Source organism: Kaistia hirudinis (assembly GCF_014196455.1).
In the GTDB taxonomy this organism is placed as follows: domain Bacteria; phylum Pseudomonadota; class Alphaproteobacteria; order Rhizobiales; family Kaistiaceae; genus Kaistia; species Kaistia hirudinis.
On the sequence record NZ_JACIDS010000005.1, the window covers coordinates 468,107 to 494,755 of the forward strand.

General features: G+C 68.7%; 23 protein-coding genes. 11 read left to right on the top strand and 12 right to left on the bottom strand.

Annotated features, from left to right (window positions below; all coding sequences use genetic code 11):
• Positions 1 to 1,095 carry a redox-regulated ATPase YchF gene (gene ychF, locus GGR25_RS20810; RefSeq protein ID WP_183400785.1) on the top strand — a complete coding sequence of 365 codons (1,095 nt, stop codon included), beginning with the start codon at positions 1 to 3 and terminating at the stop codon, positions 1,093 to 1,095.
• A 208-nt stretch (positions 1,096 to 1,303) separates the two neighbouring features.
• On the opposite strand, the gene GGR25_RS20815 is transcribed toward ychF, so the two are convergent.
• The 6 genes from GGR25_RS20815 to GGR25_RS20840 form a co-directional block, all read right to left on the bottom strand.
• Positions 1,304 to 2,833: a DUF4282 domain-containing protein gene (locus tag GGR25_RS20815; RefSeq protein ID WP_183400786.1), complete on the bottom strand. Its 1,530-nt coding sequence runs from the start codon at positions 2,831 to 2,833 to the stop codon at positions 1,304 to 1,306.
• 90 nt (positions 2,834 to 2,923) lie between these two features.
• On the bottom strand, positions 2,924 to 3,568 hold the full coding sequence (locus tag GGR25_RS20820; protein WP_343068126.1) for a glutathione S-transferase: 645 nt from the start codon (positions 3,566 to 3,568) through the stop codon (positions 2,924 to 2,926).
• A 2-nt stretch (positions 3,569 to 3,570) separates the two neighbouring features.
• On the bottom strand, positions 3,571 to 4,113 hold the full coding sequence (locus GGR25_RS20825; RefSeq protein WP_183400787.1) for an adenine phosphoribosyltransferase: 543 nt from the start codon (positions 4,111 to 4,113) through the stop codon (positions 3,571 to 3,573).
• Between the two features lie 83 nt (positions 4,114 to 4,196).
• A complete protein-coding gene (locus tag GGR25_RS20830; RefSeq protein ID WP_183400788.1) occupies positions 4,197 to 5,066 on the bottom strand; it encodes an S-methyl-5'-thioadenosine phosphorylase in 870 nt (289 codons plus the stop codon).
• A gap of 19 nt (positions 5,067 to 5,085) precedes the next feature.
• Positions 5,086 to 5,970 carry an oxygen-dependent coproporphyrinogen oxidase gene (hemF, locus tag GGR25_RS20835; RefSeq protein ID WP_183400789.1) on the bottom strand — a complete coding sequence of 295 codons (885 nt, stop codon included), beginning with the start codon at positions 5,968 to 5,970 and terminating at the stop codon, positions 5,086 to 5,088.
• Complete coding sequence (locus tag GGR25_RS20840) at positions 5,967 to 6,452, bottom strand: tRNA (cytidine(34)-2'-O)-methyltransferase (RefSeq protein ID WP_183400790.1); 486 nt, start codon at positions 6,450 to 6,452, stop codon at positions 5,967 to 5,969. The genes hemF and GGR25_RS20840 overlap by 4 nt, the downstream gene beginning before the upstream one ends.
• A gap of 56 nt (positions 6,453 to 6,508) precedes the next feature.
• Between GGR25_RS20840 and GGR25_RS20845 the strand changes: the two genes are divergently transcribed.
• Both GGR25_RS20845 and GGR25_RS20850 read left to right on the top strand, forming a co-directional pair.
• A complete protein-coding gene (locus tag GGR25_RS20845) occupies positions 6,509 to 8,359 on the top strand; it encodes an ABC transporter ATP-binding protein (RefSeq protein ID WP_183400791.1) in 1,851 nt (616 codons plus the stop codon).
• A 697-nt stretch (positions 8,360 to 9,056) separates the two neighbouring features.
• Positions 9,057 to 10,886 carry an ABC transporter ATP-binding protein gene (locus GGR25_RS20850; protein ID WP_183400792.1) on the top strand — a complete coding sequence of 610 codons (1,830 nt, stop codon included), beginning with the start codon at positions 9,057 to 9,059 and terminating at the stop codon, positions 10,884 to 10,886.
• A 46-nt stretch (positions 10,887 to 10,932) separates the two neighbouring features.
• Here GGR25_RS20850 and GGR25_RS20855 read toward each other — a convergent pair whose 3' ends face one another.
• Positions 10,933 to 11,274: an antibiotic biosynthesis monooxygenase family protein gene (locus GGR25_RS20855; protein ID WP_183400793.1), complete on the bottom strand. Its 342-nt coding sequence runs from the start codon at positions 11,272 to 11,274 to the stop codon at positions 10,933 to 10,935.
• A 151-nt stretch (positions 11,275 to 11,425) separates the two neighbouring features.
• On the opposite strand from GGR25_RS20855, the gene GGR25_RS20860 reads away from it, so the two are divergent.
• From GGR25_RS20860 to GGR25_RS20875, 4 genes are all read left to right on the top strand, one after another.
• Positions 11,426 to 11,932 (top strand): MarR family winged helix-turn-helix transcriptional regulator, encoded by a 507-nt coding sequence (locus GGR25_RS20860; protein ID WP_183400794.1) that lies wholly within the window; start codon positions 11,426 to 11,428, stop codon positions 11,930 to 11,932.
• Positions 11,933 to 12,141: 209 nt separating this feature from the next.
• Positions 12,142 to 12,702: a ubiquinol-cytochrome c reductase iron-sulfur subunit gene (gene petA, locus GGR25_RS20865; RefSeq protein WP_183400795.1), complete on the top strand. Its 561-nt coding sequence runs from the start codon at positions 12,142 to 12,144 to the stop codon at positions 12,700 to 12,702.
• Between the two features lie 18 nt (positions 12,703 to 12,720).
• Positions 12,721 to 13,989 carry a cytochrome b gene (locus GGR25_RS20870; RefSeq protein ID WP_183400796.1) on the top strand — a complete coding sequence of 423 codons (1,269 nt, stop codon included), beginning with the start codon at positions 12,721 to 12,723 and terminating at the stop codon, positions 13,987 to 13,989.
• 29 nt (positions 13,990 to 14,018) lie between these two features.
• Positions 14,019 to 14,927 carry a cytochrome c1 gene (locus GGR25_RS20875; protein ID WP_380146551.1) on the top strand — a complete coding sequence of 303 codons (909 nt, stop codon included), beginning with the start codon at positions 14,019 to 14,021 and terminating at the stop codon, positions 14,925 to 14,927.
• 69 nt (positions 14,928 to 14,996) lie between these two features.
• Here GGR25_RS20875 and GGR25_RS20880 read toward each other — a convergent pair whose 3' ends face one another.
• From GGR25_RS20880 to GGR25_RS20895, 4 genes are read right to left on the bottom strand one after another with little or no spacing between them, the layout of a single operon-like run.
• Positions 14,997 to 16,223 carry a CCA tRNA nucleotidyltransferase gene (locus GGR25_RS20880; RefSeq protein ID WP_183400798.1) on the bottom strand — a complete coding sequence of 409 codons (1,227 nt, stop codon included), beginning with the start codon at positions 16,221 to 16,223 and terminating at the stop codon, positions 14,997 to 14,999.
• Positions 16,220 to 16,483: a DUF6111 family protein gene (locus tag GGR25_RS20885; protein WP_183400799.1), complete on the bottom strand. Its 264-nt coding sequence runs from the start codon at positions 16,481 to 16,483 to the stop codon at positions 16,220 to 16,222. Before GGR25_RS20885 ends, GGR25_RS20880 begins: the two co-directional genes overlap by 4 nt.
• A gap of 1 nt (position 16,484) precedes the next feature.
• On the bottom strand, positions 16,485 to 17,114 hold the full coding sequence (locus tag GGR25_RS20890; protein ID WP_183400800.1) for a CoA pyrophosphatase: 630 nt from the start codon (positions 17,112 to 17,114) through the stop codon (positions 16,485 to 16,487).
• Entirely contained in the window at positions 17,111 to 17,716 is a 606-nt protein-coding gene (locus GGR25_RS20895) for a DUF1285 domain-containing protein (protein ID WP_183400801.1), read from the bottom strand. The genes GGR25_RS20890 and GGR25_RS20895 overlap by 4 nt, the downstream gene beginning before the upstream one ends.
• Positions 17,717 to 17,838: 122 nt before the next feature.
• Here GGR25_RS20895 and GGR25_RS20900 point away from each other — a divergent pair, with 122 nt between their 5' ends.
• The 4 genes from GGR25_RS20900 to GGR25_RS20915 are packed head-to-tail and all read left to right on the top strand — an operon-like array spanning position 17,839 to position 24,668.
• Positions 17,839 to 18,855 carry an AAA family ATPase gene (locus tag GGR25_RS20900; RefSeq protein ID WP_183400802.1) on the top strand — a complete coding sequence of 339 codons (1,017 nt, stop codon included), beginning with the start codon at positions 17,839 to 17,841 and terminating at the stop codon, positions 18,853 to 18,855.
• Between the two features lie 4 nt (positions 18,856 to 18,859).
• Positions 18,860 to 19,774, top strand: coding sequence for a DUF58 domain-containing protein (locus GGR25_RS20905; protein ID WP_343068127.1), 915 nt, complete (start codon positions 18,860 to 18,862; stop codon positions 19,772 to 19,774).
• Positions 19,771 to 22,593, top strand: a complete 2,823-nt coding sequence (locus GGR25_RS20910; protein ID WP_183400803.1) for a DUF4159 domain-containing protein — start codon at positions 19,771 to 19,773, stop codon at positions 22,591 to 22,593. Before GGR25_RS20905 ends, GGR25_RS20910 begins: the two co-directional genes overlap by 4 nt.
• Positions 22,590 to 24,668: a hypothetical protein gene (locus GGR25_RS20915; RefSeq protein WP_183400804.1), complete on the top strand. Its 2,079-nt coding sequence runs from the start codon at positions 22,590 to 22,592 to the stop codon at positions 24,666 to 24,668. Before GGR25_RS20910 ends, GGR25_RS20915 begins: the two co-directional genes overlap by 4 nt.
• 531 nt (positions 24,669 to 25,199) lie before the next feature.
• Here GGR25_RS20915 and GGR25_RS20920 read toward each other — a convergent pair.
• Positions 25,200 to 26,633, bottom strand: coding sequence for an arylsulfatase B (locus tag GGR25_RS20920; RefSeq protein ID WP_183400805.1), 1,434 nt, complete (start codon positions 26,631 to 26,633; stop codon positions 25,200 to 25,202).
• Between the last annotated feature and the right edge of the window lie 16 nt (positions 26,634 to 26,649).

The window sequence follows — 26,649 nt, forward strand, 5'->3', positions numbered from 1 at the left end:
ATGGGCTTCAAATGCGGTATCGTCGGCCTGCCGAATGTCGGCAAGTCGACCTTGTTCAACGCGCTGACCAAGACGGCGGCGGCGCAGGCCGCGAATTATCCGTTCTGCACGATCGAGCCGAACACCGGCGAGGTCGCGGTGCCGGATCCCCGCCTCGACACGCTGGTCGTGATCGGCAAGTCGAAGGAGATCGTGCCGACGCGCCTCACCTTCGTCGACATCGCCGGCCTGGTGCGCGGCGCGTCGAAGGGCGAAGGGCTCGGCAACCAGTTCCTCGCCAATATCCGCGAAGTCGACGCGATCGCACATGTGCTGCGGTGCTTCGAGGATGGCGACATCACCCATGTCGAGAACCGGATCGATCCGGTCGCGGACGCCGAGACGGTCGAGACCGAGCTGATGCTGGCCGATCTCGACAGCCTCGAGCGCCGTGTCGCGCCGCTCCGGAAGCGCGCCGCGAACGACAAGGAAGCCAAGCACCAGGTCGAGCTGATGGATGCCGCGCTCGCGCTCCTGCGCGAGGGCAAGCCGGCCCGCCTCGTCAAGGTCGCCGACGAGGATCGCGGCGCCTTCGAAGCGCTCAACCTTCTGACGTCGAAGCCGGTTCTCTATGTCTGCAATGTCGAGGAAGCCTCGGCCGCGACCGGCAACGCCTACTCAAAGCGTGTCGAGGAGATGGCCGCGCGCGAAGGCGCGGGCTGCGTCGTGATCTCGGCCGCGATCGAATCCGAGATCGCCCAGCTGGCGCCCGAGGAGCAGAAGGAATTCCTCGAGACGCTCGGCCTCGAAGAGCCCGGCCTCGACCGTCTGATCCGTGCCGGCTATGCGCTGCTCGGCCTGATCACCTATTTCACGGTCGGCCCGAAGGAAGCGCGCGCCTGGACGATCCCCGTCGGGACCAAGGCCCCGCAGGCCGCCGGCGTGATCCATTCCGATTTCGAGCGCGGCTTCATCCGCGCCCAGACGATCGCCTATGACGATTACGTCAAGTTCGGCGGCGAGGCTGGCGCCAAGGAAGCCGGCCGGGCGCGCGACGAAGGCAAGGAATATGTCGTCGCCGACGGCGACGTGCTGCTCTTCCGCTTCAACACCTGAGTCTGCCACGCCGGGCAGCACGCTGCCCGCGCGCCACCTTCGCCATCTGCCGACACACCACGCGAGTCATTGCCGGGCTCGACCCGGCAATCCAGGCCTGCTGGCGGCGTGCGCGAGGAGATGGCCTGCAGGCTGCCTTCCACCGCCTGACGAGGTCCGTCGGGCGCTCGGCGCTATCCCGCACGGCTCCGCGCGCGAACGCGCCCGGTCAGGCGGCGTCGCCGGATTTGGGCGGGGTCTGGCCGGGGCCTGATTTCTGCGAGTGAGCCGACTTGCCGCGGCGCGACGCCCGGCCCTCGCGCGGCTTGCCTTCCGTGCCACGGCCCTCGCCGCGCGGCTTGGCAGGCTCGGGCGGGCCCTCCGGGGCGACGACCGCAGCGGCCGGCGACTCCGCAGCGCTGCGTTCCACCGCCTGAGGCGCAGGCGCAGGCCGATCATCCTGGCCGCCATGCGGCTCGTGCGCCTCGATCGCGTCGCGCGCCGGCGCCTCCTCACGATGGATTGCCGGTTCCGCCTGGATGGGCGGTGCCTTATCGGCCGGGGGTAACGAAACCTTGGCGGCCGGTGCCGGCGGAAGCGGACGGGGCTCGGGGTGCCGCGGCTCATGCGCGACCGGGCGCTGGATCGACGTATCCCGCGTCTCGGGCGGCCGCGGACTCGGCAATTCACGGAGGCCACCGGGCAGCGGACGCGTGGCGGCCGGCGGCTCATGTGCACGCGCCGGATCGCGCTCGGCCGGAAGGCGCGAGGATCCGGGGCGATGGTCCGCCGGATGGCTCTCCTGCCGCGAGGGCGGCACGAAATCGGCATGGTCGCTCGGCGCAGCGTCACGCGCGCGCCCTTCGCCGTAGCGCGATTCGCCGCTGCGCGATTCATAGCGGCGGACCTCGGCACCCCGGTTCTCGACACCACGGGATTCGGCAGACGGACGCGGTTCGAAGCGCGCGTCCGCATGCCGCGGCTCGGGCTGCGGCTCGGGCGGATGCGGTTCGCCGCGGCGCGGCTCGGCATAACGCTGGGCCGGTCGCCTCACCTCGCCATTGCGCGGATCCTCGCCACGCTGCGGCGGCAGATCCGCGGCGCGCGGCTCGGCGCGGTGCGGCTCGGCGACCCGCGGCTCCGGCGCGCGAACCTCCCAGGAACGGGGCTCGGCCGGACGCGGCTCGATGGCGCGCGGCTCGACGCGGCGCGGCTCGCCATGACGGGCTTCGGGATGACGGGCTTCGGGATGGCGCGGTTCGGCGCCGCGCTGGTCCCAGCCGCGCGGCTCGGCCAGACGCGGCTCGGGCAGGCGGTCGTCCAGCGCCTCGGCGGCGGCCACGCGATGGTCGATCGCGGCGAGCTCCACGGCGAGCGGCTCGCGCCGCTCCTGTCGGCCGGAAGATGGCCGCGCCGTCTCGGCGGCGCGACGCTCGGTCCGCACGGGGTCGATCTCATCCTGGACCGCCGTCTCGGCAATGCGGTCGGCGATATCGGCCAGGCTGTCATTGACCCGGAACAGGATCACGACCGCCTCGCACAGGATGCGCGCCAGCACCATGCCGGCGACGCCGCCGATGATCGAGCCGGCGATCGCGATCAGCCCGCGCGCCTCGTCGGAAGCGAGCAGCTGAACACCGGTGATGACGCCATAGGCTCCACCGAGGATCGAGAGCCCGGCCAGAAGCCAGAACAGCACCTCGACCGCGCTCGACGAAACGAAGCGATCCCACCTGAAAATGTCGAAGAACGAATTCATTCAGTCATCCCGAGCGCGTCGCGATGGTACAGGCTCGGAGCCCTGCTGGTAAGGCCGGATAGGGGCAATGCGCGCATTGTGGCCCGCACGTCACAACTCGCGACGGGCCGCATCTTCCCAGGCCCGGAAGCCGGCATCGCCGGTGATCGTCTCGACATAGCCGGCCGCGACATCGGAGAGCGGCGGACGATAGGTCCTGAAGCGGCTCGCGACCGGCGCGAACATCGCATCGGCGATCGACCAGGCGCCGAAGAGATAGGGACCGCTCGCGCCGAACCGGGCGCGGCAATCGCGGAAGATCGCGTCGATCCGGGCGACCTGCGCCGCGACGCCCTCGTCGCCATAGCCCTCGCCCGGCTTCTCGGCGAAGAGATCCATGGCCAGGGAATGGCGGAGGCGCGCAAAGCCCGAATGCATTTCCGCCGACACCGAGCGGGCCACGGCCCGCGCCGCGCGATCGGCAGGCCATAAATTCTTCTCGGGGAATGACTCGGCCAGATATTCGCAGATCGCCAGCGAATCCCAGACCTGGATCGGCGCGCCGAAACGGTGATCGGTCAGGAGCGGGACCAGGCCGGACGGGCTGACGGCCGCGACCTGCGCGACCGTATCGTCGGCGCGCAGGCGAATCACCGTCTCGTCGAAGGAGGCGCCGGTCCGGTGCAGCACCAGCCAGGGCCGCATCGACCAGGTCGACCAGATCCGCGTGCCGAGAACGATGGAGAAATCCGCCACGGTCAATGCCCCTCGAAGCTGACGAGCGTGCGGATCGGCACGCCGAGCGCGCGCAGCTTGTCCGCACCGCCGAGCGCCGGCAGGTCGATGATGAAGCAGGCCGCCTCGACCACGGCGCCCATCTCCCGCAGCAGCTTCACCGCCGCCTCGGCGGTACCGCCGGTCGCGATCAGGTCGTCGACGAGCAGGACCCGCTCGCCGGGCGCGATCGCATCGATATGCATCTCGATCTGATCGGTGCCGTATTCGAGCGCATAGGTCGTGCTCACGGTCTTCCAGGGCAGCTTGCCCTTCTTGCGGATCGGCACGAAGCCGGCCGAAAGCTGGTGCGCGACCGCGCCGCCGACGATGAAGCCGCGCGCCTCGATGCCGGCCACCTTGTCGATCTTGGCCCCGGCCCAGGGCTGGACCAGTTCGTCGACCGTGCGGCGGAAGGCGCGCGCATCGCCGAGCAGCGTGGTGATGTCGCGAAACAGGATTCCCGGCGAGGGATGGTCCGGAATGGTGCGGATCGCGGCGGCGATGTCGAAGGGGACGGGGCTCATGCTGGCTTTCGCATCATGGAAGAGTTGGTGGCTAGGCTTGCCTCAGCTTGGCGCCCGCGTCCAGAGCGACGCGATGCTCCCGCTCAGAGGACCCGCCCCGCAATGGCGTCGAGCTTGGCAAGAAGGATCGGATCGCGCGCGGCCGGCGCGGTCATGATCGCATGGTCGAGCGCGCGGTCCGAGCCGATCGGACAGGGCTCATGCTCGGCAGGAAAATCGCGCGCCAGGCGGGCGACGAGCCGCTGCGCCTTGTCGCGATTGTCGTTCAGCACCGCGATGACCTGATCGACCGTGACCGCGTCGTGATTGGGGTGCCAGCCGTCATAATCCGTCACCATGGCGATGGTGGCATAGGAGATCTCGGCCTCGCGGGCGAGCTTCGCCTCCGGCATGTTGGTCATGCCGATGACATCCGCGCCCCAGCTGCGATGCAGGTGCGATTCGGCGGCGGAGGAGAATTGCGGCCCCTCCATGCAGACATAGGTGCCGCCGACATGATGGTCGATCGCCTCGGCGACGGCCGCCATGCGGATGCGCTCCACCAGCTTCGGCGCCACGGGATGCGCCAGCGAGACATGCGCGACGCAGCCATTGCCGAAGAAGGACGAGACGCGCGCCACCGTCTTGTCGATGAACTGGTCGACGATGATGAAGTCGCCGGGAAAGAGCTCCTGCTTAAGCGAGCCGACGGCCGAGACGGAGATGAGGTCGGTCACGCCCGCGCGCTTCAGCGCGTCGATATTGGCGCGGTAATCGATCCCCGACGGCGACAGGCGATGGCCACGGCCATGGCGCGGCAGGAAGACGATTTGCGTCTCGCCGATCCGCCCGAAGCGGAGTTGGTCCGACGGCGTGCCCCAGGGGCTCGCCACATCGCGCCATTCCGCCTCCTCGAGGCCCGGCAGGTCATAAAGGCCCGACCCGCCGATGATGCCGAGAACCGCCTTCGTCATGCTTCGCTCCCCGAGGATGTCACGGCCATTTCACCACAGGCGGCATCGACGACAGGATCGAATCGACATTGCCGCCGGTCTTCAAACCGAAGATCGTGCCGCGATCATAGATGAGATTGAACTCGACATAGCGTCCGCGCCGCACAAGCTGCTCCTCGCGGTCGGCCTCCGTCCACGGCGACCCGTAATTGGCGCGCACGATCTGCGGGTAGACGTCGAGGAAGGCGCGGCCGACATCCTGCGTGAAGGCGAAATCGGCGGCGAAATCGCCAGAATTCAGCCCGTCATAGAAGATGCCGCCAATGCCGCGCGGCTCGGCGCGGTGCTTCAGGTAGAAATAGGTGTCGCACCATTCCTTGTAGCGGCCGTAGTCGGCGACAGCGTGGCGCTCGCAGGCCTGCCGCATCGCCGCGTGGAAGCGCACCGAATCGGCGTCCTCCTGCGTGCGCCGCCGCCCGAGGAACGGCGTCAGGTCCGCCCCGCCGCCGAACCATTGCCGCGTGGTGACAACCATGCGCGTGTTCATATGCACGGTCGGCACGTTGGGATTCGCCATATGCGCGATCAGCGAGATGCCGGCCGCCCAGAAGCGCGGATCCTGGTCGGCGCCGGGAATCTGCGCCGCGAACTCCGGCGCGAAGCTGCCATGCACGGTCGACACATGCACGCCGACCTTCTCGAACAGCCGCCCATGCATCAGCGCCATGGTGCCGCCGCCGCCATCGCCGCCGGCGTGATCCGTGCGCTGCCACGGCGTCTTCAAGAAGCGGCCCGGCGCGCCGGCATGGAAGGACGGCGCCTCGTCCTCGAGCGTCTCGAAGGCGGCGATGATCGCGCCCTGCAATTCGGCAAACCAGCGCGTGGCCGCGGCCTTCTCGGCCTCCAGCCTCTCCGTCTCGCTCATCCGTCCGTCCTTTCGCCGCCAGGCTCGGGGAAGCCGCCCGTCTGGCGCAGCGCCTCGGCGGTGGCGAGCGCGACCGTCATGGCGAGATTGATCGATCGAAGCCCCGGCCGCATCGGCACGAGGAGGCGTTCATCCGCCCGCTCATGCACGAAATCCGGCACCCCGGCGCTCTCGCGCCCGAAGACGAGATGGTCGCCGGTGCAAAAGTCGAAGTCGAAATAGGCTCGGCTGGCCCGCGTGGTAAAGAGGATGAAGCGACCGCCCGATTCCCGCCGCGCCGTCTCGAATGTTTCGAACGAAGGGTGGCGGGTGAGCATGGCCTGCTCCACATAGTCCATGCCGGCGCGCTTCAGGCCACGATCGGAAAGATCGAAGCCGGCCGGCTCGATCAGGTCGACACCGATGTCGAGACAGGCCGCGAATCGCAGGATCGCGCCCGTATTGTGCGGAATGTCGGGCTGGTAGAGGACGATGCGCGGCATGACGAAGGCGCTCAGGCCGGGCGCCCGGCGCAGGAAACGGGACTAGAAACGCGGCGATGCTTCGCTTTTTCGAACATCTGATCGACCCCTTCGCCGTCGACGCGCAATCGCCGCCCGGCCGCCTCATCGCGTTCTATCGTTTTTTCCTGCAGCCCGTCTGGCCCTATATCGTCGCGCTGCTGGCGGCCGGCCTCGCCGTCTCGCTCGCCGAGGTCGCGATCTACGCCTATATCGGCCGCCTCGTCGACATGATGAGCAAGGGCACCGCGGCGAACTTCCTCACGGAATATGGCTGGCAGCTCGCCGGCATGGCGCTCGTCGTCGTGGTGCTGCGCCCGCTCGCGACCATCACGCAGATCGTGCTCTCGAACCAGATCCTGCCTCCGGCGCTGACCGCGCGCATCCGCTGGCTCAACCACCTGCACGTGCTCGGCCAGTCCTACGCCTTCTTCCAGAACGATTTCTCCGGGCGCATCGTCACCAAGATCGTCCAGACCGGCTCGTCGGTGACCCAGTCGCTCACCCAGGTGATCGACTTCATGTGGGTCATCGTCGTCTTCGTCGCCTCGGCCTTCGTGATTTTCCTCAGCGTCGATGTCTGGATGGTGGTGCCGCTGGCGCTTTGGATCGCCGCCTTCGCGAGCGTCGCCTTCTATTTCGTGCCGCGCGTGCGGCGGCGGGCGGCCGCCGCCTCCGAAGCGCGCTCGCTGCTGACGGGCAAGCTCGCCGATATCTACGGCAACATCCAGACCGTGAAGCTCTTCGCCCGCGACGGCCGCGAGGAGGAAACGGCGCGGAGCGCGATCGCCGAGCAGACTGGCCGCCAGCTCGACCAGAACCGCCTGCTGACCACGCTGGCCGCGCTGCTCCATACCTCGAACGCGCTGCTGATCGGCGCGACCGGCGCGCTCGCCCTGCATCTGTGGCTGGTCGGCCGCATGAGCCCCGGCGAGACGGCTGTGGCGCTCGGCCTCGTCATGCGCCTCACCGTCATGTCCGGCCGCGTGATGATGACGCTCACGGGCCTGTTCGACAATGTCGGCACGGTCGAGGACGGCATGCGCACCATTGCCCGCCCGCATGGGCTGGTCGACCGCGAGGATGCGAGCGAACTGGTCGTGACGCAGGGCGAGATCGCCTTCGACCATGTCCGCTTCTCCTATGATGGCGGCAAGACCGTGCTGCGCGATGTCGACCTCGTGGTGAAGCCGGGCGAGCGCATCGGCCTCGTCGGTCGCTCCGGCGCGGGCAAGACCACCCTGGTCAGCCTGATGCTGCGGCTTTACGATCTCGAATCCGGCGCGATCCGCATCGACGGACAGGATGTCTCGACCGTCACGCAGGCGTCGCTGCGCGCCGCGATCGGCGTCGTCACGCAGGATACGGCGCTGCTCAACCGCTCGATCCGCGACAATATCCGCTTCGGCCGGCCCGATGCCGACGATACCGAGATCGAGACGGCGATGCGGCGCGCCGCCGCCGACGGCTTCATCGCCGGCCTCGTCGATCCGCGCGGCCGCAAGGGGCTCGACGCCCATGTCGGCGAGCGCGGCGTCAAGCTCTCCGGCGGCCAGCGCCAGCGCATCGCGATCGCCCGAGTCCTCCTGAAGGATGCGCCGATCCTCGTGCTCGACGAGGCAACCAGCGCGCTCGATTCCGAGATCGAGGCGGTGATCCAGGAGCAACTGACCAGCCTCATGGACGGAAAGACGGTGATCGCGATCGCGCACCGTCTCTCGACCATCGCGGCGATGGACCGCCTCGTCGTCATGGACGAGGGCCGCATCATCGAGATGGGCACGCATGCCGAACTCTTGGAACGCCAGGGGCTCTACGCCCAGCTCTGGGCCCGCCAGTCCGGCGGCTTCCTCGGCGACCGCGCCCCGCACGAGATCGCGGCGGAGTAGCGCTCGACCGACAGGCTCGGTCACGATCGACCGGCTTGCGACGCTCGGCCTCCCCAACGCTCCGCCGTCAACACCCTCTCCGGCGTCACCCCGGCGAAAGCCGGGGTCCATTCAGCCTGAAGCCGTTCGAATAGGTGTCGAATGGTGCAGACCAGACATGCTAGGGCGTCTTTGGGGCACTCAGGTCCATCGCCATCATGCTCGCGCCCCCGATGCAGCGGCTGTATGGATCCCGGCTTTCGCCGGGATGACGCCTATGCATGGGGCCGGGCTTATGTCATCGGCGACTGGGAAGACTGCGCCTACTCCTGTCGCGATTCGGCAACAGGGCGCGCCAATGCGCGCTTTCGGGCCCGAAAGGCGGTCGCAATTTGCGCCGGCGTGGCTATAAGCGAAGTTGTATTTCTCGCCGCGATGGGCGCGGGCGATTTCGAGCCATGGAGGGCTGGATGAAGTTCAATCACTCCGCTGTCCGCGCCGAACGTCGTCCGTTTGAAGCACTGGCCGCGCGCCACTAGCTCAAACCCGCAGCGAAATCCGGTCGAGCCTTCGACGACCGCCCTTTCTCTGTTCCCCACGTTTCCAGTTCCGTTCGCGCGCCGCAGGGCTTTTGCCCGCGTCGGCGCGCCCGTCTCATTCCGGCAGCTCCCGGTTCCGCGCGTGTTGGCGCCGGCCGTGCTGCCTTCGGAGCCCAGCCATGTTCCGTTTCTTCGAAACCCGCATCGATCCGTTCAAACGGCATGACGAGAGCATGCCGCCGCAGACGCTCGTCGGCTTCTATCTGCGCTATTGCCGGCAGGTCTGGCCCTGGTTGCTGGCGCTGATGGGCATCGGCCTCGTCGTGTCACTCATCGAGGTCTCGATGATGCGCTATATCGGCTCGATCGTTGACCTCCTGCGCACGACCTCGCCGGGCGCCGTCCTGGCCGACTACGGTCCGACGTTCCTGTGGATGGGCTTCGTGATCCTGATCGCGCGGCCGATCGCGCAGGTCGTGCATGACCTCGTCAACCAGCAGGCGATCGCGCCATCCTTCACCAATCTCGTCCGCTGGCAGACGCATCATTATGTCGTGCGCCAGTCGATGACGTTCTTCGCCAACGACTTCGCGGGGCGGATTGCGTCGAAGATCGTGCAGACCGGCCCGGCGCTTCGGGAATCCGTGACGCAGATCATCGATGCGCTGTGGTTCGTGATCATTTTCGCGATCTCGGCGCTGGTCATCTTCGCCGATGCCGACTGGCGGCTGACGATTCCGCTCACGCTGTGGATCGTCTGCTATGTCGCGACGCTGGTCCATTTCGTGCCGCGCATCCGCGATCGCGCGACGGCGATGTCCGAGGTGCGTTCGGTCCTGACCGGGCGGATCGTCGACAGCTACACCAACATCCAGACGGTGAAGCTGTTCGCCCATCCGGACCGCGAGGACGATTATGCCCGCGACATCCTGGTCGAGCACACCGAGACCTTCCGCAGCGAGACGCGGCTCATCACGCTGATGAACGCCACCGTCTCGACGCTGAACGGCATCCTGATCGTGGGCACCGGCGCCATCGCCGTCAGCCTCTGGTCGTCCTCGTCGATCTCGCTCGGCGCGATCGCCATCGCCTCCGGCCTCGCGATCCGCATCACCAACATGTCCGGCTGGATCATGTGGGTGTCGATCGGCATCTTCGAGCAGATGGGCACGGTGCAGGAGGGGCTGGAGACGATCGCGAGGCCCTATGCGCTGCTCGACAAGCCGGGCGCGAAGGACATCGCCGTCGACAAGGGCGAGATCCGCTTCGACAAGGTGCACTTCCACTACGGCAAGAAGGGCGGCGTGATCGAGGATCTGTCGCTGACGATCCGGCCGGGCGAGAAGGTCGGCCTCGTCGGGCGCTCGGGCGCGGGCAAGTCGACGCTCGTCAACCTGCTGCTGCGCTTCTACGACACCGAGGCCGGCACGATCCGCATCGATGGCCAGGACATTGCCGGGGTGACGCAGGATACGCTCCGCCGGCGGATCGGCCTCGTCACGCAGGACACCTCCCTGCTCCACCGCTCGGTGCGCGACAACATCCTGTATGGCCGGCCCGACGCGAGCGAGGCCGAGGTGCTGGAAGCGGCGCGGCGCGCCCATGCCGACGGCTTTATCGACGGCCTCTCGGATCCGCATGGCCGGACCGGCCTCGACGCCCATGTCGGCGAGCGCGGCGTCAAGCTCTCCGGCGGCCAGCGCCAGCGCATCGCGATCGCCCGCGTCCTCCTGAAGGACGCGCCGATCCTTGTGCTGGACGAGGCGACCAGCGCGCTCGATTCGGAGGTGGAGGCGGCGATCCAGGAGAGCTTCACCGAGCTGATGGCCGACAAGACGGTGATCGCGATCGCGCATCGGCTTTCCACCATCGCGGCGATGGACCGCCTCGTCGTGCTCGACAAGGGCCGCATCGTCGAGACCGGCCGCCATGACGAGTTGCTGCGGCAGAACGGGCTCTATGCCAGCCTGTGGCGGCGCCAATCCGGCGGCTTCCTCGACGCGGCATGAGATGAGAGGCCGCCATCCGCATCAGGCGGGCGGCGGCCTCTCCGTTTCAGAGCGCAAGCGCGCCATAGTTTGCGATGTCGGCGCGGATGCCGTTTGCGGCGAGGAAGGCCTGGCGGTCGAAGCCGGCCGCGGCATGCGCCCGCGCCACGGCCCCGGAGGCCGCCGCGACCACGCCGGCATTTTCCCATTCGACCAGCGTCACGACATTGAACTCCCCCGGCCCGCCATTCTGCTCGAGCACGAGGTCGCGGACGAAGCCGGGCTGGGCGCGCAGCACGGCATGGGTCGCGGTGACCCGTTCGAGAAAGGCCGCGCGCGCCGCCGGCGGCACCACGAACTTGTCGACGCGATAGAGCGCGCCCTGATCAGGCAAAAGCGATTCGGTCATTCCAGTCTCCCCTTCCCCGCCCATCTGGAGCGGCAGTATTCCATGCGCATAGCATTTATATGCATTACTCATGCATATGTCTGTTTCACGTAATTCGCAAGCGCCTTTGCGACCGGCGTGCTAGGCTGCGCGCATGGCGGACGGGCGCGACATGGAAACGATGAACGAGGACGAACCGGTCGGGACGGCCGAGGACGGGCGCGCCGCCCATGTCGCGCGGGTCGACGAATCACTTGGCCGCATCCGCCGCTCGATGGCGCGCCGGTCGCTCGGACGCCGCGTGCTGACCGATCTCGGCGCGGGAGTCGATGCGGCCGTGATGGAAGTCGTCGAGGCGATCGCGCGCGGCGGCGACGAATCGGATGTCGCGGTGGGGACGGTCGCGGGCCTGGTGGGCGTCGATCCTTCGCAGGCGAGCCGCCTCGTCGCGAGCGCCGTGAAGAGCGGCCTCGTCGCCCGCGTCGCCTCCCAAGAAGACGGGCGGCGAAGCGCGCTGCGCCTCACGGAAAGCGGCCAGACGCTGCTCCGCGAGGCCCGGCAGCACAAGCGCGCGCTTCTCGGCGCCCATTTCGCGGCGTGGTCGGATGAGGACCTCGCCGATTTCGCACGCCTGCTGGAGCGTTTCGCCACGATCGCCCGCCGGGACGACGCCGGCTGAGAGCGCTGCCGCGACAATGTGCGCATGGCCCCCGCGCTCTATGGACAATGTGGCCGGACGGTGGCTAAACAGCTTCTAATCTGAGCGGTGGGAGACCGTGCGTCTCCCATGCCTTGCGGCCGACCACCGGCGAGCGGCTATCCGCAGCGGGGCCGGGGGAGCGGTCCCGGGGGCATAGCCTCCGAAAGTATTGAGAGAGGGGAGTTATCTTGGCATCCAGTGCTACGGCAGAACCGACCCGTCGCGACTTCCTCTACATCGCCACCGGTGCGGTTGGAGCGGTCGGCCTGGCGGCGACGGTGTGGCCCTTTATCAACCAGATGAACCCCGACGCATCGGCGCTTGCGCTGGCGACGTCCGAGGTGGACATCGGTTCGATCCAGGCCGGCGAATCCGTGACCGTGAAATGGCGCGGCAAGCCCGTCGTCGTGCGCAACCGTACGGAACAGGAGATCGCCGACGCCAAGGCGGCCGCGCTCTCCGAACTCAAGGACCCGATCGCGCGCAACGCGAACCTGCCCGCCGACGCTCCGGCGACCGACGCGAACCGCGCGGCCGAGGGCAAGGAAAACTGGTTCGTCATGGTCAATGTGTGCACGCATCTCGGCTGCATCCCGCTCGGCCAGGAGGGCGAGTACCATGGCTGGTTCTGCCCGTGCCACGGCTCGGTCTACGATACGGCCGGACGCATCCGCAAAGGCCCGGCGCCGGAGAACATGGCCATCCCGGTCTATTCGTTCCTGAGCGACACCAAGATCCGCATCGGCTGACGGGGAGAGACTGAGACCATGTCCGGACATTCGTCCTACGAGCCGACCAATCCCGCCCTCAAATGGCTGGAAGCACGCCTTCCGATCGGCGGGCTGATCCATTCCTCGTTCATCGTGTTCCCGAATCCGCGGAACCTGAACTATTTCTGGACCTTCGGCGGCATCCTCGCCTTCATGCTGGTCGCCCAGATCGCGACCGGCGTGGTGCTCGCCATGCACTACACGCCGCACACCACGCTCGCCTTCGCCTCGGTCGAGGGGATCATGCGCGATGTGAATGGCGGCTGGATGCTGCGCTACCTGCATTCCAACGGCGCGTCGATGTTCTTCATCGCCGTCTACATCCACATCTTCCGCGGCCTCTATTACGGCTCCTACAAGTCGCCGCGCGAGGTGCTGTGGATCCTCGGCATGATCATCTTCCTGCTCATGATGGCCACCGGTTTCATGGGCTACGTGCTGCCCTGGGGCCAGATGTCCTTCTGGGGCGCCACCGTGATCACCAACCTCTTCTCGGCGATCCCGATCGTCGGCGAGGCCATCGTGACCTGGCTGTGGGGCGGCTTCTCGGTCGACAATCCGACGCTGAACCGCTTCTTCGCGCTGCATTATCTGCTGCCTTTCATCATCGCGGGCGTCGTGGTGCTGCACATCTGGGCGCTGCACGTCCCCGGCTCCAACAATCCGACCGGCGTTTCGGTGAAGGACGAGCAGGACACGCTGCCCTTCCACCCCTATTTCACGGTGAAGGACGCGCTCGGCCTCGTGCTGTTCCTGGCCTTCTATTCGTGGTTCGTGTTCTTCCTGCCGAACTATCTCGGCCATCCGGACAACTACATCGAGGCGAACCCGCTGGTGACGCCGGCGCATATCGTGCCCGAATGGTACTTCCTGCCGTTCTACGCGATCCTGCGCTCGATCCCGGACAAGCTGTTCGGCGTCATCGCGATGTTCGGCGCCATCGCCGTGCTCTTCCTCGTGCCGTGGCTCGACACGTCCAAGGTGCGCTCGGCGAACTACCGCCCGCTCTACCGCCAGTTCTTCTGGATCTGGGCGGTGGTCTCGGTCGGCCTCGGCTATATCGGCGCCATGCCGCCCGAGGGTGCCTATGTGATCATCGGGCGTATCCTCACCGCCTATTACTTCGTGCACTTCCTGGTCATCCTTCCGCTGCTCGGCCTGTTCGAGAAGCCGAGGCCGCTGCCCGCTTCCATCACGGAATCGGTGCTCGGCAAGGGTGGTGCGCCGGTGACGGCCGGGGCGCCTTCCGCGCCGCAGACCAAGTGAGCGACGGGACAGGAAACGGATCGACCATGATGAAGATGATCTCCGCCCCCTTCGCCCGCACGAGGCTGGGCCTTGCCCTCGGCGCCTCGCTGCTGGCGGCGGCCTGCCTCGCCGGAACGGTGTCCGCCAATGCTGCGGAGGGCGAGCCGGCCCCCGCCGCCGAAGCGGTGCCGACCTACCCGATCCGCCATCCGCATATGGAGCCCTGGTCGTTTGCCGGCATCTTCGGCAAGTACGACACGGCCCAGCTGCAGCGCGGCTATCAGGTCTACAAGGAGGTCTGCGCCTCCTGCCATTCCATGAACTTCCTGCACTTCCGCAATCTCGCGGATGAGGGCGGGCCGCATTTCACGGAAGCGCAGGCCAAGGCCGTGGCCGCTGGCTACCAGGTTCAGGACGGGCCGAACGACGCCGGCGACATGTTCGAGCGTCCGGGCCGCCTGTCCGACCGCTTCCCGGCGCCCTTCCCCAATCCGGAAGCCGCCGCCGCCGCCAATAATGGCAAGGCGCCGCCGGACCTTTCGCTGATGGCGAAGGCGCGCGCCGTGCACCGCGGCTTCCCCTGGTTCGTGTTGGACGTGTTCACGCAGTACCAGGAAGGCGGGCCGGACTACATCCACAACCTGCTGACCGGCTACAAGGAGCCGCCGCCCGGCGTCACCGTCGGCCCCGGCCTGCATTACAATGTCGGCTTCAATGCCGGCCCGGCCATCGCCATGCCGCCGCCGCTCTCGGACGGCCAGGTGACCTACACCGATGGCGCGCCGCAGACTGTGGACCAGTATGCCCGCGACGTCTCGGCCTTCCTGATGTGGGCCGCCGAGCCGCATCTCGATGCGCGCAAGCGCACCGGCTTCCAGGTCATCATCTTCGTGCTGGTGTTCGCCGGCCTGCTCTACGCGACCAAGCGCAAGATCTGGTCGAAGATCGCGCACTGACCGGCATGCCGGCCGCTCCGCCCGGCTGAACGGACTGATCGAAACCGGCGCCCTTGCGGCGCCGGTTTTTTATTGCTGGGCCGCCACCATCATCTGCAGCCGGCGGCGCAGCGCGTCTGCGTCCGGGGCGAAGTCCTCGGCGATCCACCAGCGTTCGATGTCGCGCAGCAGCACACCGACGCGCGGGCCACGATCGACGCCCTGCTCGACCACGTCGCGCCCGGACAGCGGAAACGACGGAACGGCCCAGCCCTCGACGGCCTTCATCCGGCCGAGCGCGACCTCGCCCGGAATCCGGCCGAGCGCCGCGCCATAGGCGAGCCCATCGGCGAAAGCCTCGCGGCCCAGCCGGTAGAGGCTCGCGCGATCGCCCGCCCCCTCCCCCGCCTGCAGCACCTGGTGCGCGGCGATGGCTGTCAGCATGCGGTCCCGCTCCTTGCCCGAGAGGCGGAAACGGCGCGCGATGCGTTCGACATCCTCGGCAATCCGCGCGAAGGCGACGGCGAAGCGGAGCGCCGGCGGGCCTTCGCCGCCGAAGAACAGGCAGAGGCGGCGGAACGCCACGAGATCGGCGACGCCAGCCACGACGAGCGGCAGGATCCCGCTCTCCTGCATCAGGGCGATCGTATCCGCAGCCCGGCGCGCGACGACGAGCTTGCGCATCTCGATCCCGATGCGCTCGGCCGACAGCGCGCCAAGCGTCTGCCGGGCGCGAATGGCGGCATCGAGCCCCACCGCGTCGGGCGCGCCTTCGCCATAGGCGGCATGAAAGCGGAAGAAGCGCAGCACGCGCAGCCGGTCCTCGGCGATCCGGCGATCGGCCGAGCCGATGAAGCGCACGCGGCGCGCGCGGATATCGGCAAGACCGCCGACCGTGTCATGCAGCCGGCCATGGGCATCGACCGAGAGCGCATTCATCGTGAAGTCGCGCCGCTCGGCATCCGCTTCCCAGTCGCGGCCGAACCGTACCGTCGCGCGGCGCCCGTCCGTCTCGACATCGACGCGCAGCGTCGTCACCTCGGCGATGCGGTGATGGCCGATCACGGTGACCGTGCCATGCTCGATGCCGGTCGGCGCTGTCTTGAGACCCGCGGCCTCGGCGCGGCGCACGACCTCCTCCGGCAGTGCTGTGGTGGCAATGTCGATATCGCCCCAATCCGGCAGGCCCATGAGATGATTGCGCACGGCGCCGCCGACGACGCGCGCCTCCTCGCCGTCGCTCGAAAGCAGCGCCAGCACCTTCTTCACCAGCGGATCTGTCAGAAAAGGCGCCGAAGACAGGTCGGTCTCAGTCAATCAAAGCTCCCGGGAACAAGCTGGCCGTTCTCCATCCGCGCCGGATGATAGGTCTTCTTCGCCCCCTCGCCGGAGAGGGAGACCAGGACGATGATCGACACCAGCATCAGCGCCGCACCCGCGCCGGCGAGCCGCGTCCAGACCTTCATCGGCCACGATTCGCTGCCCGGCGTGATCCCGGCCGTGATGAAGCGCCAGCCGCCATAGACGATGAACGGCAACAGGAACGCGATGATCGTAAAGGCGAGAAAGCGTACCATCTCAGGCAAAGAGCCTTTCATAGAGGCCGCGAATGATCCCGGCGGTTATTCCCCAGATATAGTGATCATCATACGGCATTTCGTAGAAGGAACGGCGCGCGCCGTCGAGGACACGGCTCCCGATGCGGTGGTTCGCGGGGTTCATCAGGAAAGCGAGCGGTACTTCGAAGGCGAGATCGACCTCGCGCGGATTGAGCACGAGGTGATGGCCGGGATCGACGCGCGCCACGACCGGGGTGATGTGAAAGCCGGTGGGCGCGATATAGGGATCGAGCCGGCCGAGCGGCTCGACGAGGGACGGCTCCAGGCCGACTTCCTCCTGCGCCTCGCGGATCGCCGCCGCGGCGGCGTCGCTGTCCTCCGGATCGATCGCGCCGCCGGGAAAGGCGATCTGCCCGGCATGACGGCGCATCGTGGCGGTGCGGCGGGTCATCAGCACGGTCGGTGCGGCGCGGCCGACGATCGGGATCAGCACGGCGGCCGGCCGGGCGCGGAAGCCCGGCGGCGGCTCGAATTCCGGGTTCATCACGGCCTCGCCCTCAACGGCGCCGCTGCCCGGCGCGATATGCGCGAGGCGCTGGCGGGCGCGCGCGAAGACGTCGTCCATGGGAAGGGACGCTGCGACGCTCATGGAAGGCGCTCCATGGCGGCGGCGCGTCCGATGACGAAGAAGTGACCGCCCGATTCGATACCGACCGCGCCATCCCGCACCTCGGCGAGATGGGCGAGGCTTTCGGCCAGCGCGCGGGTCAGCCGCGCCTCGATGCCCGGGCGGACGGTGACATAGGGCACGAAGGCGTCGTCGTCGGTATCGGCGATCCGGAGCGGATGCGCTACGTCGAGCGGCACGACCTCACCGAGATTGGTCAGGAAGCGAAGGAGGCGCGGCGGGCCGGGCTCGACGTCGAGATCGACGGCCAGGAACGGGGTATCCTCCACGCGGATCGAGAGCTTCTCGGCCGGCGTCACCAGCACAAAGCTGCCATCCGCCTCGCGCCGCAGCACCCGCGCGAACAGCTTGACCAGCGCCTCGCGCTCGATGCGGCGGCCTTCGTGATGCCAGGCGCCCGCGCGGTCGATCCGGATGTCGATCGCGCCGCAGGACGACGGATGCCAGCGCTCGACCGGAGCGGCCCGCGTGCCGTCCTTGATGGCCTCGGCCCATCGCGTCAGGTGGGAAACGGGCCCGAAATCCGGATCGGCCTTCGTTTCGCCTTGCTTTGACACTGGCATGCTTCTTGATGTTCCTGAGGCGGCGGCGAAGAGACCGGGCCGATCCCGAAGTGATGGGGTATCTGGGGATAGGGGTAAGATGCAGCCTCGCCCCTCCGTCGATTGAAACTATATGGGTGGCCATGAGCGCATTCAATCAAAGCGAAGTCCCCGCAGCCGATCCCGCCAAGCTCGTGGCGGAGGCGGACGCGGCGGTCGCCACCATCCGGACCGCGCGCGAGGCGATCGGGCGGGTCATCTTCGGTCAGGATACGGTCGTGGAGCGCGCGCTCATCACGCTGCTCGCGGGCGGCCATGGCCTGCTCGTCGGCGTGCCCGGCCTCGCCAAGACCAAGCTGGTCGAAACGCTCGCCACCGTGCTCGGGCTCGACGAGCGGCGCGTGCAGTTCACGCCCGATCTGATGCCGTCCGATATTCTCGGCTCCGAGGTGATGGACCAGGACGCCGAGGGACGGCGGGCCTTCCGCTTCGTGAAGGGACCGGTCTTCGCCCAGCTCCTGATGGCCGACGAGATCAACCGCGCCAGCCCGCGCACGCAATCGGCGCTGCTGCAGGCGATGCAGGAATATCACGTCACCATCGCCGGCCAGCGCTACGACCTGCCAGCGCCGTTCCACGTCCTTGCGACACAGAACCCGCTCGAGCAGGAGGGCACCTATCCCCTGCCCGAGGCACAGCTCGACCGCTTCCTGCTGCAGATCGACGTGCTCTATCCCGATATCGAGGCCGAGCGGCGCATGCTGTTCGAGACGACGGGCGCGAGCGAAGCCGCGCCGCAGGCGGTCACGACGGCCGCCGAACTGCTGGCGATGCAGCAGCTCGTCCGCCGGCTGCCGGTGGGTACCTCCGTGGTCGAGGCGATCCTCAAGCTCGTCCGCTCGGCACGCCCCGGCGAGAGCGGCGATCCGAAGCTCGCCGACGCGATCGCCTGGGGTCCAGGCCCCCGCGCCAGCCAGGCACTGATGCTGGCCGTGCGCGCCCGCGCGCTGATCGACGGGCGCTATGCGCCCTCGCTCGACGACGTGGCCGCACTCGCCGAGCCGGTGCTGCAGCATCGCATGAGCCTGTCCTATGCGGCACGGGCAGACGGGCTTTCGGTGCGCGACGTGATCGCGCGGCTGAAGTCCAGGATCGGGTGAGCGGGTGGACGCGGAGCCGGCCGACAGATCGGAAAGCAGGCGCCTCGGCCCGTCGCTGGGACAGGCGAAGACGCTTGCCGCGCGGATGCCGGCCCTGCTCGTGCAGGCGCGCCATATCGCCAATACCGTCCTCGCCGGCTGGCATGGCCGCCGCAAGGCGGGCCCCGGCGAGACCTTCTGGCAGTTCCGCCCCTTCGTGACCGGCGAAGCGCCGGGGCGGATCGACTGGCGCCGCTCGGCTCGCGATGACCATCTCTATGTGCGCGAGCGCGAATGGGAGGCGGCCCATACCGTCTGGCTCGGCGTCGACCTTTCCGCCTCGATGGATTTCCGCTCGCGCCTCGCCCCGGTCACCAAGGCCGACCGGGCGCTGGTGCTCACGCTCGCCGTCGCCGAACTCCTCGCCGAAGCCGGCGAGCGCATCGGCATCGCCGGCGGGTCGGATCCGATCCTCGCCCGCAACGCCGCCGAACGCCTCGCGATGACGATCACGCATGCCGGCGCCTTGCCGCCCTTCCCGGATGCGCGGCGCCTCAGCCGCCTGTCCGATCTCGTCCTCTTCGGCGACTTTCTCGATCCGATCGCGGAGATCGACCAGCGCCTCGGCGAAATCGCCAAGGCCGGCGCGACCGCGCATCTCGTCGAGATCCGCGATCCGATCGAGGAGACCTTCCCCTATGCCGGCCGGACCGAGTTCCGCGACGCGGAGAGCGGCGCCGTCTATACGGCCGGCCGCGCCGAGCAGCTGGCCGATGAATATCGCCGCCATATCGCCGCGCGGCGCGATCATCTGACGGCGCTCTGCCGGCGCCTCGGCTGGACCTATCTCGTCCACCGCACCGACAGGGCCGCCAGCGAACCGCTGCTCGCGTTGCACGCCCGCCTCGCCGAGCGCGCTGCGCCCGGGAGGGCGGCATGATCGCCGGGCTCCCGCTCGCCTTCGCGACGCCGGTGCTGCTCTCGGCGCTGGTGCTGCTGCCCGCCATCTGGTGGCTGCTCAAGCTGACGCCGCCGCGCCCGCGGCTCGAGAGCTTCCCGCCGACGCGGATCCTGGCCGAGATCGCGCCGAAGGAGGAGCAGCCGGCACGCAGCCCCTGGTGGCTGACTGCGCTCCGCCTCCTGCTCGCCGCGCTGGTGATCCTCGCGTTGGCCGGTCCCGTCTGGCGTCCGGCGGGCGAGAGCGCGGCCGGCGACGGTACGCTGCTGCTCGTCGTCGACAATGACTGGGCGGCGGCACGCGACTGGCCGGCCCGTATCGAGACCGCCAAGCGCATCGTCGATATCGCCGATCGCGCCGGCCGGCCGATCGTGCTCGCCGCAAGCGCCGACCCGGCGAACCAGGATCTCGCCCCGGCCGACGCCGCGACCATTCGCACCCGGCTCGACGCGCTGGCGCCGCGCCCCTATGCGGCGAACCGCGCCGCGCTCGCCGCGGCCCTCGCGCCGCTGGGGGCGAGCAAGGCTATCGGCGGCGCCGACTGGCTCGCGAGCGGCCTTGGCGGACCCGATGCGGACGCGTTCACCGCCTTCCTGAACGATCGCCTCGCCGTTCCCGTCACGCTCTATGCCGGAACGCCCTCCCCGCTCCTCGGCATCGCCGATCCCCGCTCCACCGCCGAGGCGCTGACGCTCGCGGTGCTCCGTCCGGCGGGCGACGGCACCGCCACCGGCAGCCTCGTCGCCGAGGATCTGAAAGGCCGCCCGGTCGGCACCGCGCCCTTCGCCTTCAAGCCGGGCGAGACTCGGACCGAGGCCGCCTTCGACCTGCCGACGGAGCTGCGCAACGACATCGTCCGCGTCGAGATCGCCGGCTCCGGCACCGCCGGTGCCGTCCAGCTGCTCGACGATCGTTTCCAGCGCCGCCGCGTCGGCCTGATCGGCGGCGGATCGATCGATACCGCCCAGCCGCTGCTCTCGCCGCTCTATTACCTCTCACGCGCGCTGCAGCCCTTCGCCGACGTGCTCGACACGCGCGACGCCAATGCCGAGATCGCGGTGCCGAAGATGATCGAGGGCGGCGCCGCCGTGATCGCGCTCGCCGATATCGGCACGCTCACGCCCGATGTCGAGCGCAAGCTCACCGACTGGGTCGACAAGGGCGGGACGCTGCTGCGCTTCGCCGGCCCGCGCCTCGCCGCCGCCACGCCGGGGCAGAACACGCTGATCCCCGTGCGCCTCCGCGAAGGCGGCCGCGTGCTCGGCGGCAGCCTCTCCTGGTCGACGCCGCAGCCGCTCGCCTCCTTCTCCGCCGAAAGCCCGTTCGCCGGCCTCGCGGTCCCGAACGACGTGACGGTCTCGCGCCAGGTCCTCGCCGAGCCGGACGGCAATCTCGCGGGCCGCACCTGGGCCGCGCTCGCCGATGGCACACCGCTCGTCACCGCCGCCCCTATGGGCAAGGGCTGGATCGTGCTCTTCCACGTCACCGCGGATACGAGCTGGTCGAACCTGCCGCTCTCCGGCACATTCGTCGAGATGCTGCGCCGGATCGTCGCCTTCTCCTCCCCGCCTGCCGACGGTGCCGCCCGCACCGCCGGCTCGAGCGGCTCCGTCGTCTCGCTGCCGCCCTATCGCCTGCTCGACGGCTTCGGCCGCTTCACGGCGAACGATCCCTTTGCGCGACCGCTGCCCGCCAATGCGCAGGGCACCGTGCCGGATCGCGAGCATCCGCCGGGCCTCTATGGCTCCGACGAGGCCTTCCGCGCCGTGAACGTGCTGGCGCCGGACGCCACCCTTGTTCCGCTGGATACGGCCGCACTGCGGGGTGCGAGCGTGCGCGCCTATCCGACGGCGGCGCCGCAGGATCTGGCGCCCGTCCTGCTCGTCGCGGCCCTCGCCTGCCTGATCCTCGATGCGCTCGCCGTGCTCTGGCTGAATGGCGGCCTGCGCCTGCGCCGTGCCACGCCGGCCGCGCTCCTCGCCGCCGCCCTGATCCTCGCCGCGGGCCCGCGCCCGCTGCATGCTGACGAGGCATCCGATCGCTTCGCGCTGGAGGCCGCCAACCAGACCCGCCTCGCTTATGTGACGACGGGGAATAGCGAGATCGACGAGACGAGCCGCGCCGGCCTCGCCGGCCTCTCGCGCGAGCTTGCCGCGCGCACGGCGCTGGAGCCGGGCGATCCCATGGGCGTCGATGTGGAGAAGGACGAGCTCGCCTTCTTCCCCCTGCTCTATTGGCCGATCGACCCGGCGAGCCCGATGCCCTCTTCGGCGACGCTGTCCAAGATCGACGCCTATATGAAGCAGGGCGGCTCGATCCTGTTCGATACGCGCGACGAGCTCGACCGGCCGCCCGGCGGTTCCGGCTTCGTCGGCACGCCTGCGGCCGAGCGGCTGCGCGACATGCTGTCCGGCCTCGACATTCCGCCGCTCGAACCCGTGCCGAGCAACCACGTCCTGACCAAGGCCTTCTATCTTCTCGGTGATTTCCCCGGCCGCTATTCCGGCGGCCCGCTCTGGGTCGAGGCGCTGCCGCCCGATGAGACAGCTGCGTCCGCCGCCGACAGGCCCGTACGACCCGGTGACGGCGTCTCGTCGATCCTGATCACCGAGAACGACCTGGCCGGCGCCTGGGCGACCGACGCGGACGGGCGCTATCTCTATCCGACCGTGCCGACCGATCCGCGGCAGCGCGAAATGGCGGTCCGCACCGGCGTCAACATCGTGATGTATGCGCTGACCGGCAACTACAAGGCCGATCAGGTTCACGTCCCGGCCCTGCTCGAAAGGCTCGGACAGTGAACTGGACGCTGAACTTCGCCCCGCTCATTCCGCTGCCGCTGCTGCTCGCCGCCGCGGCGCTGGCGCTCGGCGCCGGCCTGCTGCTGCTCTTCCGCCGCGTGCGCGGGGCATGGCTGCGCCTGCTGGCGCTCGCCGCGCTCGTCGCCGCGCTGGCGGGTCCCGTGCTGCTCGCCGAGCAGCGCGAGCCGCTGCCCACGATCGTCGCCGTCGTCGTCGACAAGAGCGCCAGCCAGGACCTGGCCGACCGTGCCGCGACCACGGCCGCGATGCGCGACGCCGTCCAGAAGCGGCTCGGCGACCTCCGCGACATCGAGATCCGCACGGTCGAGGTCGGGTCAACGGCGGGCGGCCGGCCGGTGGATGGCACCGAGCTGTTCAAGGCCGTCGAGACCGAACTCGCCGATGTCGCGCCGGAACGCATCGGCGCCGTGCTGATGCTGACCGACGGCGAAGTGCACGACATTCCCGCGCCGCCGGCCGAAATCCTCGGCGGCGCACCGCTTCACGCGCTCATCTCCGGCAAGCCGAACGAGACCGACCGGCAGATCGTCATCCGCGAGGCGCCGCGCTTCGCGATCGTCGGCGAGAAGCAGGTCATCGAATACAGCGTGATCGACACGGGCACGGCGTCGACGGCTCCGGTGCGCGTCACCATCACCCGCGACGGCGAGCCGCTGGCGACCGAGACGGTGCAGCCCGGCGCCGTCAACCGCGTCACCATCGACATCGCCCATGCCGGCCAGAACGTCTACGAATTCGAGGTCGAGCCGCTCGCGGGGGAACTCACGACCATCAACAACCGCGCCGCGGCGGTCGTCGACGGCATCCGCGAGAATCTGCGCGTGCTCCTCGTCTCCGGCGAACCGCATGCCGGCGAGCGCACCTGGCGCAACCTGCTCAAATCCGACGCCTCCGTCGACCTCGTGCATTTCACCATCCTGCGCCCGCCGGAAAAGCAGGACGGCACGCCGATCGACGAATTGTCGCTGATCGCCTTCCCGACCCGCGAGCTGTTCTCGGTCAAGATCGACCAGTTCGACCTGATCATTTTCGACCGCTATGCCCAGCGCGGCGTGCTGCCGATCCTCTACTTCGACAACATCGCCCGCTATGTCCGCGACGGCGGTGCGCTGCTCGTCGCCTCCGGTCCCGACTACGCCTCCGATGGCAGCCTTTACGGCACGCCGCTCGCCGATGTGCTGCCGGCCGCGCCGACCGGGCGCGTGATCGAGGAGCCCTATCGCCCGGAGGTCACCGATCTCGGCAAGCGCCATCCGGTGACGCGCGGCCTCGAGGGCGGCGACACCAGCCCGCCGCACTGGAGCCGCTGGTTCCGGCAGGTCGAGACCGACCAGCCGAGCGGGGAAGTCATCATGAAGGGCGCCAAGGGCGATCCGCTGCTCGTGCTGCAGCGCGAGGGCAAGGGCCGCGTCGCGCTGCTGCTCTCGGATCAGGTCTGGCTCTGGGCGCGCGGCTATGAGGGCGGCGGGCCGCATGTCGACCTGCTGCGCCGCCTCGCGCACTGGCTGATGAAGGAGCCGGATCTCGAGGAGGAATCGCTCCGCGTCACCGCCGATGGCGGCAATCTCGTCGTCGAGCGTCAGACCATGAAGGACGCGGCGCCGGCGGCGACGCTGACGGCGCCTTCGGGCAAGACCAGCAGCGTCCAGCTCGCGCCCGATGGTCCCGGCCGCTTCCGCGCCGAGATCCCGGCCGACGAGATCGGCCTCTGGCGCGTCGAGGATGGCGACCAGCGCGCCTTCGCCCACGTCGGGCCGGCCAATCCGCGCGAATTCACCGATGTGCGCTCGACCGAGGAGAAGCTCGCGCCGGTGGTCGCTGCGTCCGGAGGACGTATTGCGCGCATGAGCGACGCCGACGGCCGCCTCGTCCCGCCACGCGTCGTCCCGATCCGCTCGGGCCGCTCCATGGCGGGCAGCGACTGGATCGGCATCCGCATGACCGAAGCCTCGGTGCTGAAGGGTGTCGACCGCCTGCCGCTCTTCTCCGGCTTCCTCGGCCTCGCCCTCCTCCTCGGCGCCGCCGCCACGACCTGGTATCGCGAGGGGCGGTAGCGCCTCTTCCCCCTTGAGAGCGTGCTATCGCACGGAACTCCGCCCCTCACCTCTCCCAGAGGGAGAGGTCGGACCGCAGGTCCGGGTGAGGGGGTTACGGACCCTCAGAAGCCGCACGAACGGATCAGAGCCCTATCCTGAACCTTCCCTAACCCCTCACCCGCCGGCCTTTGGCCGTCGACCTCTCCCTCTGGAAGAGGTGAAGGGCGGAACGGTCTCCCCCAGCGTCGCGGCGAGATCGCAACGACCGATATGCTTCGGAGATGCGTCCGGCCAAGCTCCGCTTCAACCCGCCCCTGGAGGGCGGGTCGAAAGTGCATCAGCACTTTCGGGGAGGGGGTAGCTTCGGCGGAGCCGAAGCGTCCTTCACGGCATCGGCCAGGCGCATCGTCGGCGCGGAAGGCGCACGGCCCATCCACCGCGCCCCCGCCCCGAAAACGCATTCGCGTTTTCGACCCGCCCTCCAGGGGCGGGTTAAGGCCGAGTGCGGGTCGGGCGACGCGGTTCCGACGGGGACGAGCCGGCCTCCCGTCAGTCCTTCTGCTCGAAGAAGGCCGGATCGTTCGGCAGCGCCGGCGTTCCGAGTTCGCGATGGAGATAGGCGCCCATGGTCGCTTCCATGAACAGCGACTTGGCGCTCTCCTTGGCGAGTTCCTGGATGCGCGCCTCGAGCTTTGCCACCGTCTCCGGCTGGGCGTCGGCGAGGTTGGTCGTCTCCTTCGGGTCCTTGGCGATGTCGTAGAGCTCGACCCGCTGCGGCAGCGGGGTCTGCCAGATCAGCTTCATGTCGCCTTCGCGCACGCCGCCGCGGAACATCTCGACATTGTAGACGATCTCGCTCCGCGGTGACGGGGCGCCCTCGCTGATCGTCTTCCAGACGTCCATGCCGTCCAGCGGCTTGGTGCCCGCGGTGCTGGCGCCGGCCTGGCCGGCCAGCGTCGGCAGCATATCGACGACGTGGATCAGGCCGTTGACCTCGCCCGGATTGACGTGTCCCGGCCAGTTGACGAGCGCGACGGCACGCGTGCCGCCCTCGTAGAGCGAGCCCTTGCCGTTGCGATAGGGCGCGTTCGAGGCCGGCAGGTCGCCCTTGGTCTCGATCTCGCCGGCAAACATGGAGTCGCGCACGCCGCCATTGTCGCTCTGGAACACGACGATGGTGTTGTCGCGGAGCCCCTTCTTGTCGAGCGCATTGAGAACATTGGCGATCTGGTCGTCCATCGCCGCGATCATCGCCGCATAGGTTCGCCGGTTCTCGTCTTTGATGTCCTTGAAGCGGTCGAGATACTCCTTCGGCGCCTGGAACGGGGTGTGCGGCGCATTGAAGGCGAGATAGAGGAAGAATGGCTTGTCGGGGCTGCGGCCATCGATATAGCGAACGGCGTCCTCGCCGAGCAACGTGGTCGAATAGCCCTTTTCGTGCAGGGGCTTGTCGCCGCGATACCAGTCGACGACGTGGTGCACTTCGTGGGTGTAGTAGTCGATCTCGCCGATCAGCGGGCCGTACTGGTAGTCAAAGCCGCGCTGCATCGGCAGATATTCGGGCTTGGCGTGGCCGAGATGCCATTTGCCGATGATCGCGGTCTCATAGCCGGCATCCTTCAGCACCTGCGGCAGCAGCTTCTCGTCGGTCGGCAGGCCATAGGTCTGTTCCGGCAGAATGACGAAGCTCTGCAGGCCGTAGCGCAGCGGATAGCGCCCGGTCATGATCGCCGCGCGCGTCGGCGTGCACATCGGCTGCGCATAGAAGGACTCGAGCCGCGCGCCGCCCTTGGCGAGGCCGTCGATGGTCGGCGTCTTGATGTCCGAGCCGTGATAGCCGACATCGGCATAGCCGAGGTCGTCGGCGACGATGTAGACGATGTTGGGCGGCTTGGCCGTTGCCGCGGTCGCGCCTGAGAGGGCCGCCAGCATCATGCCGAATGCAGCCCCGAGCAGGGCCACCGCCGAATTCACACGTCTCATCGCATGCTCCCTCCGG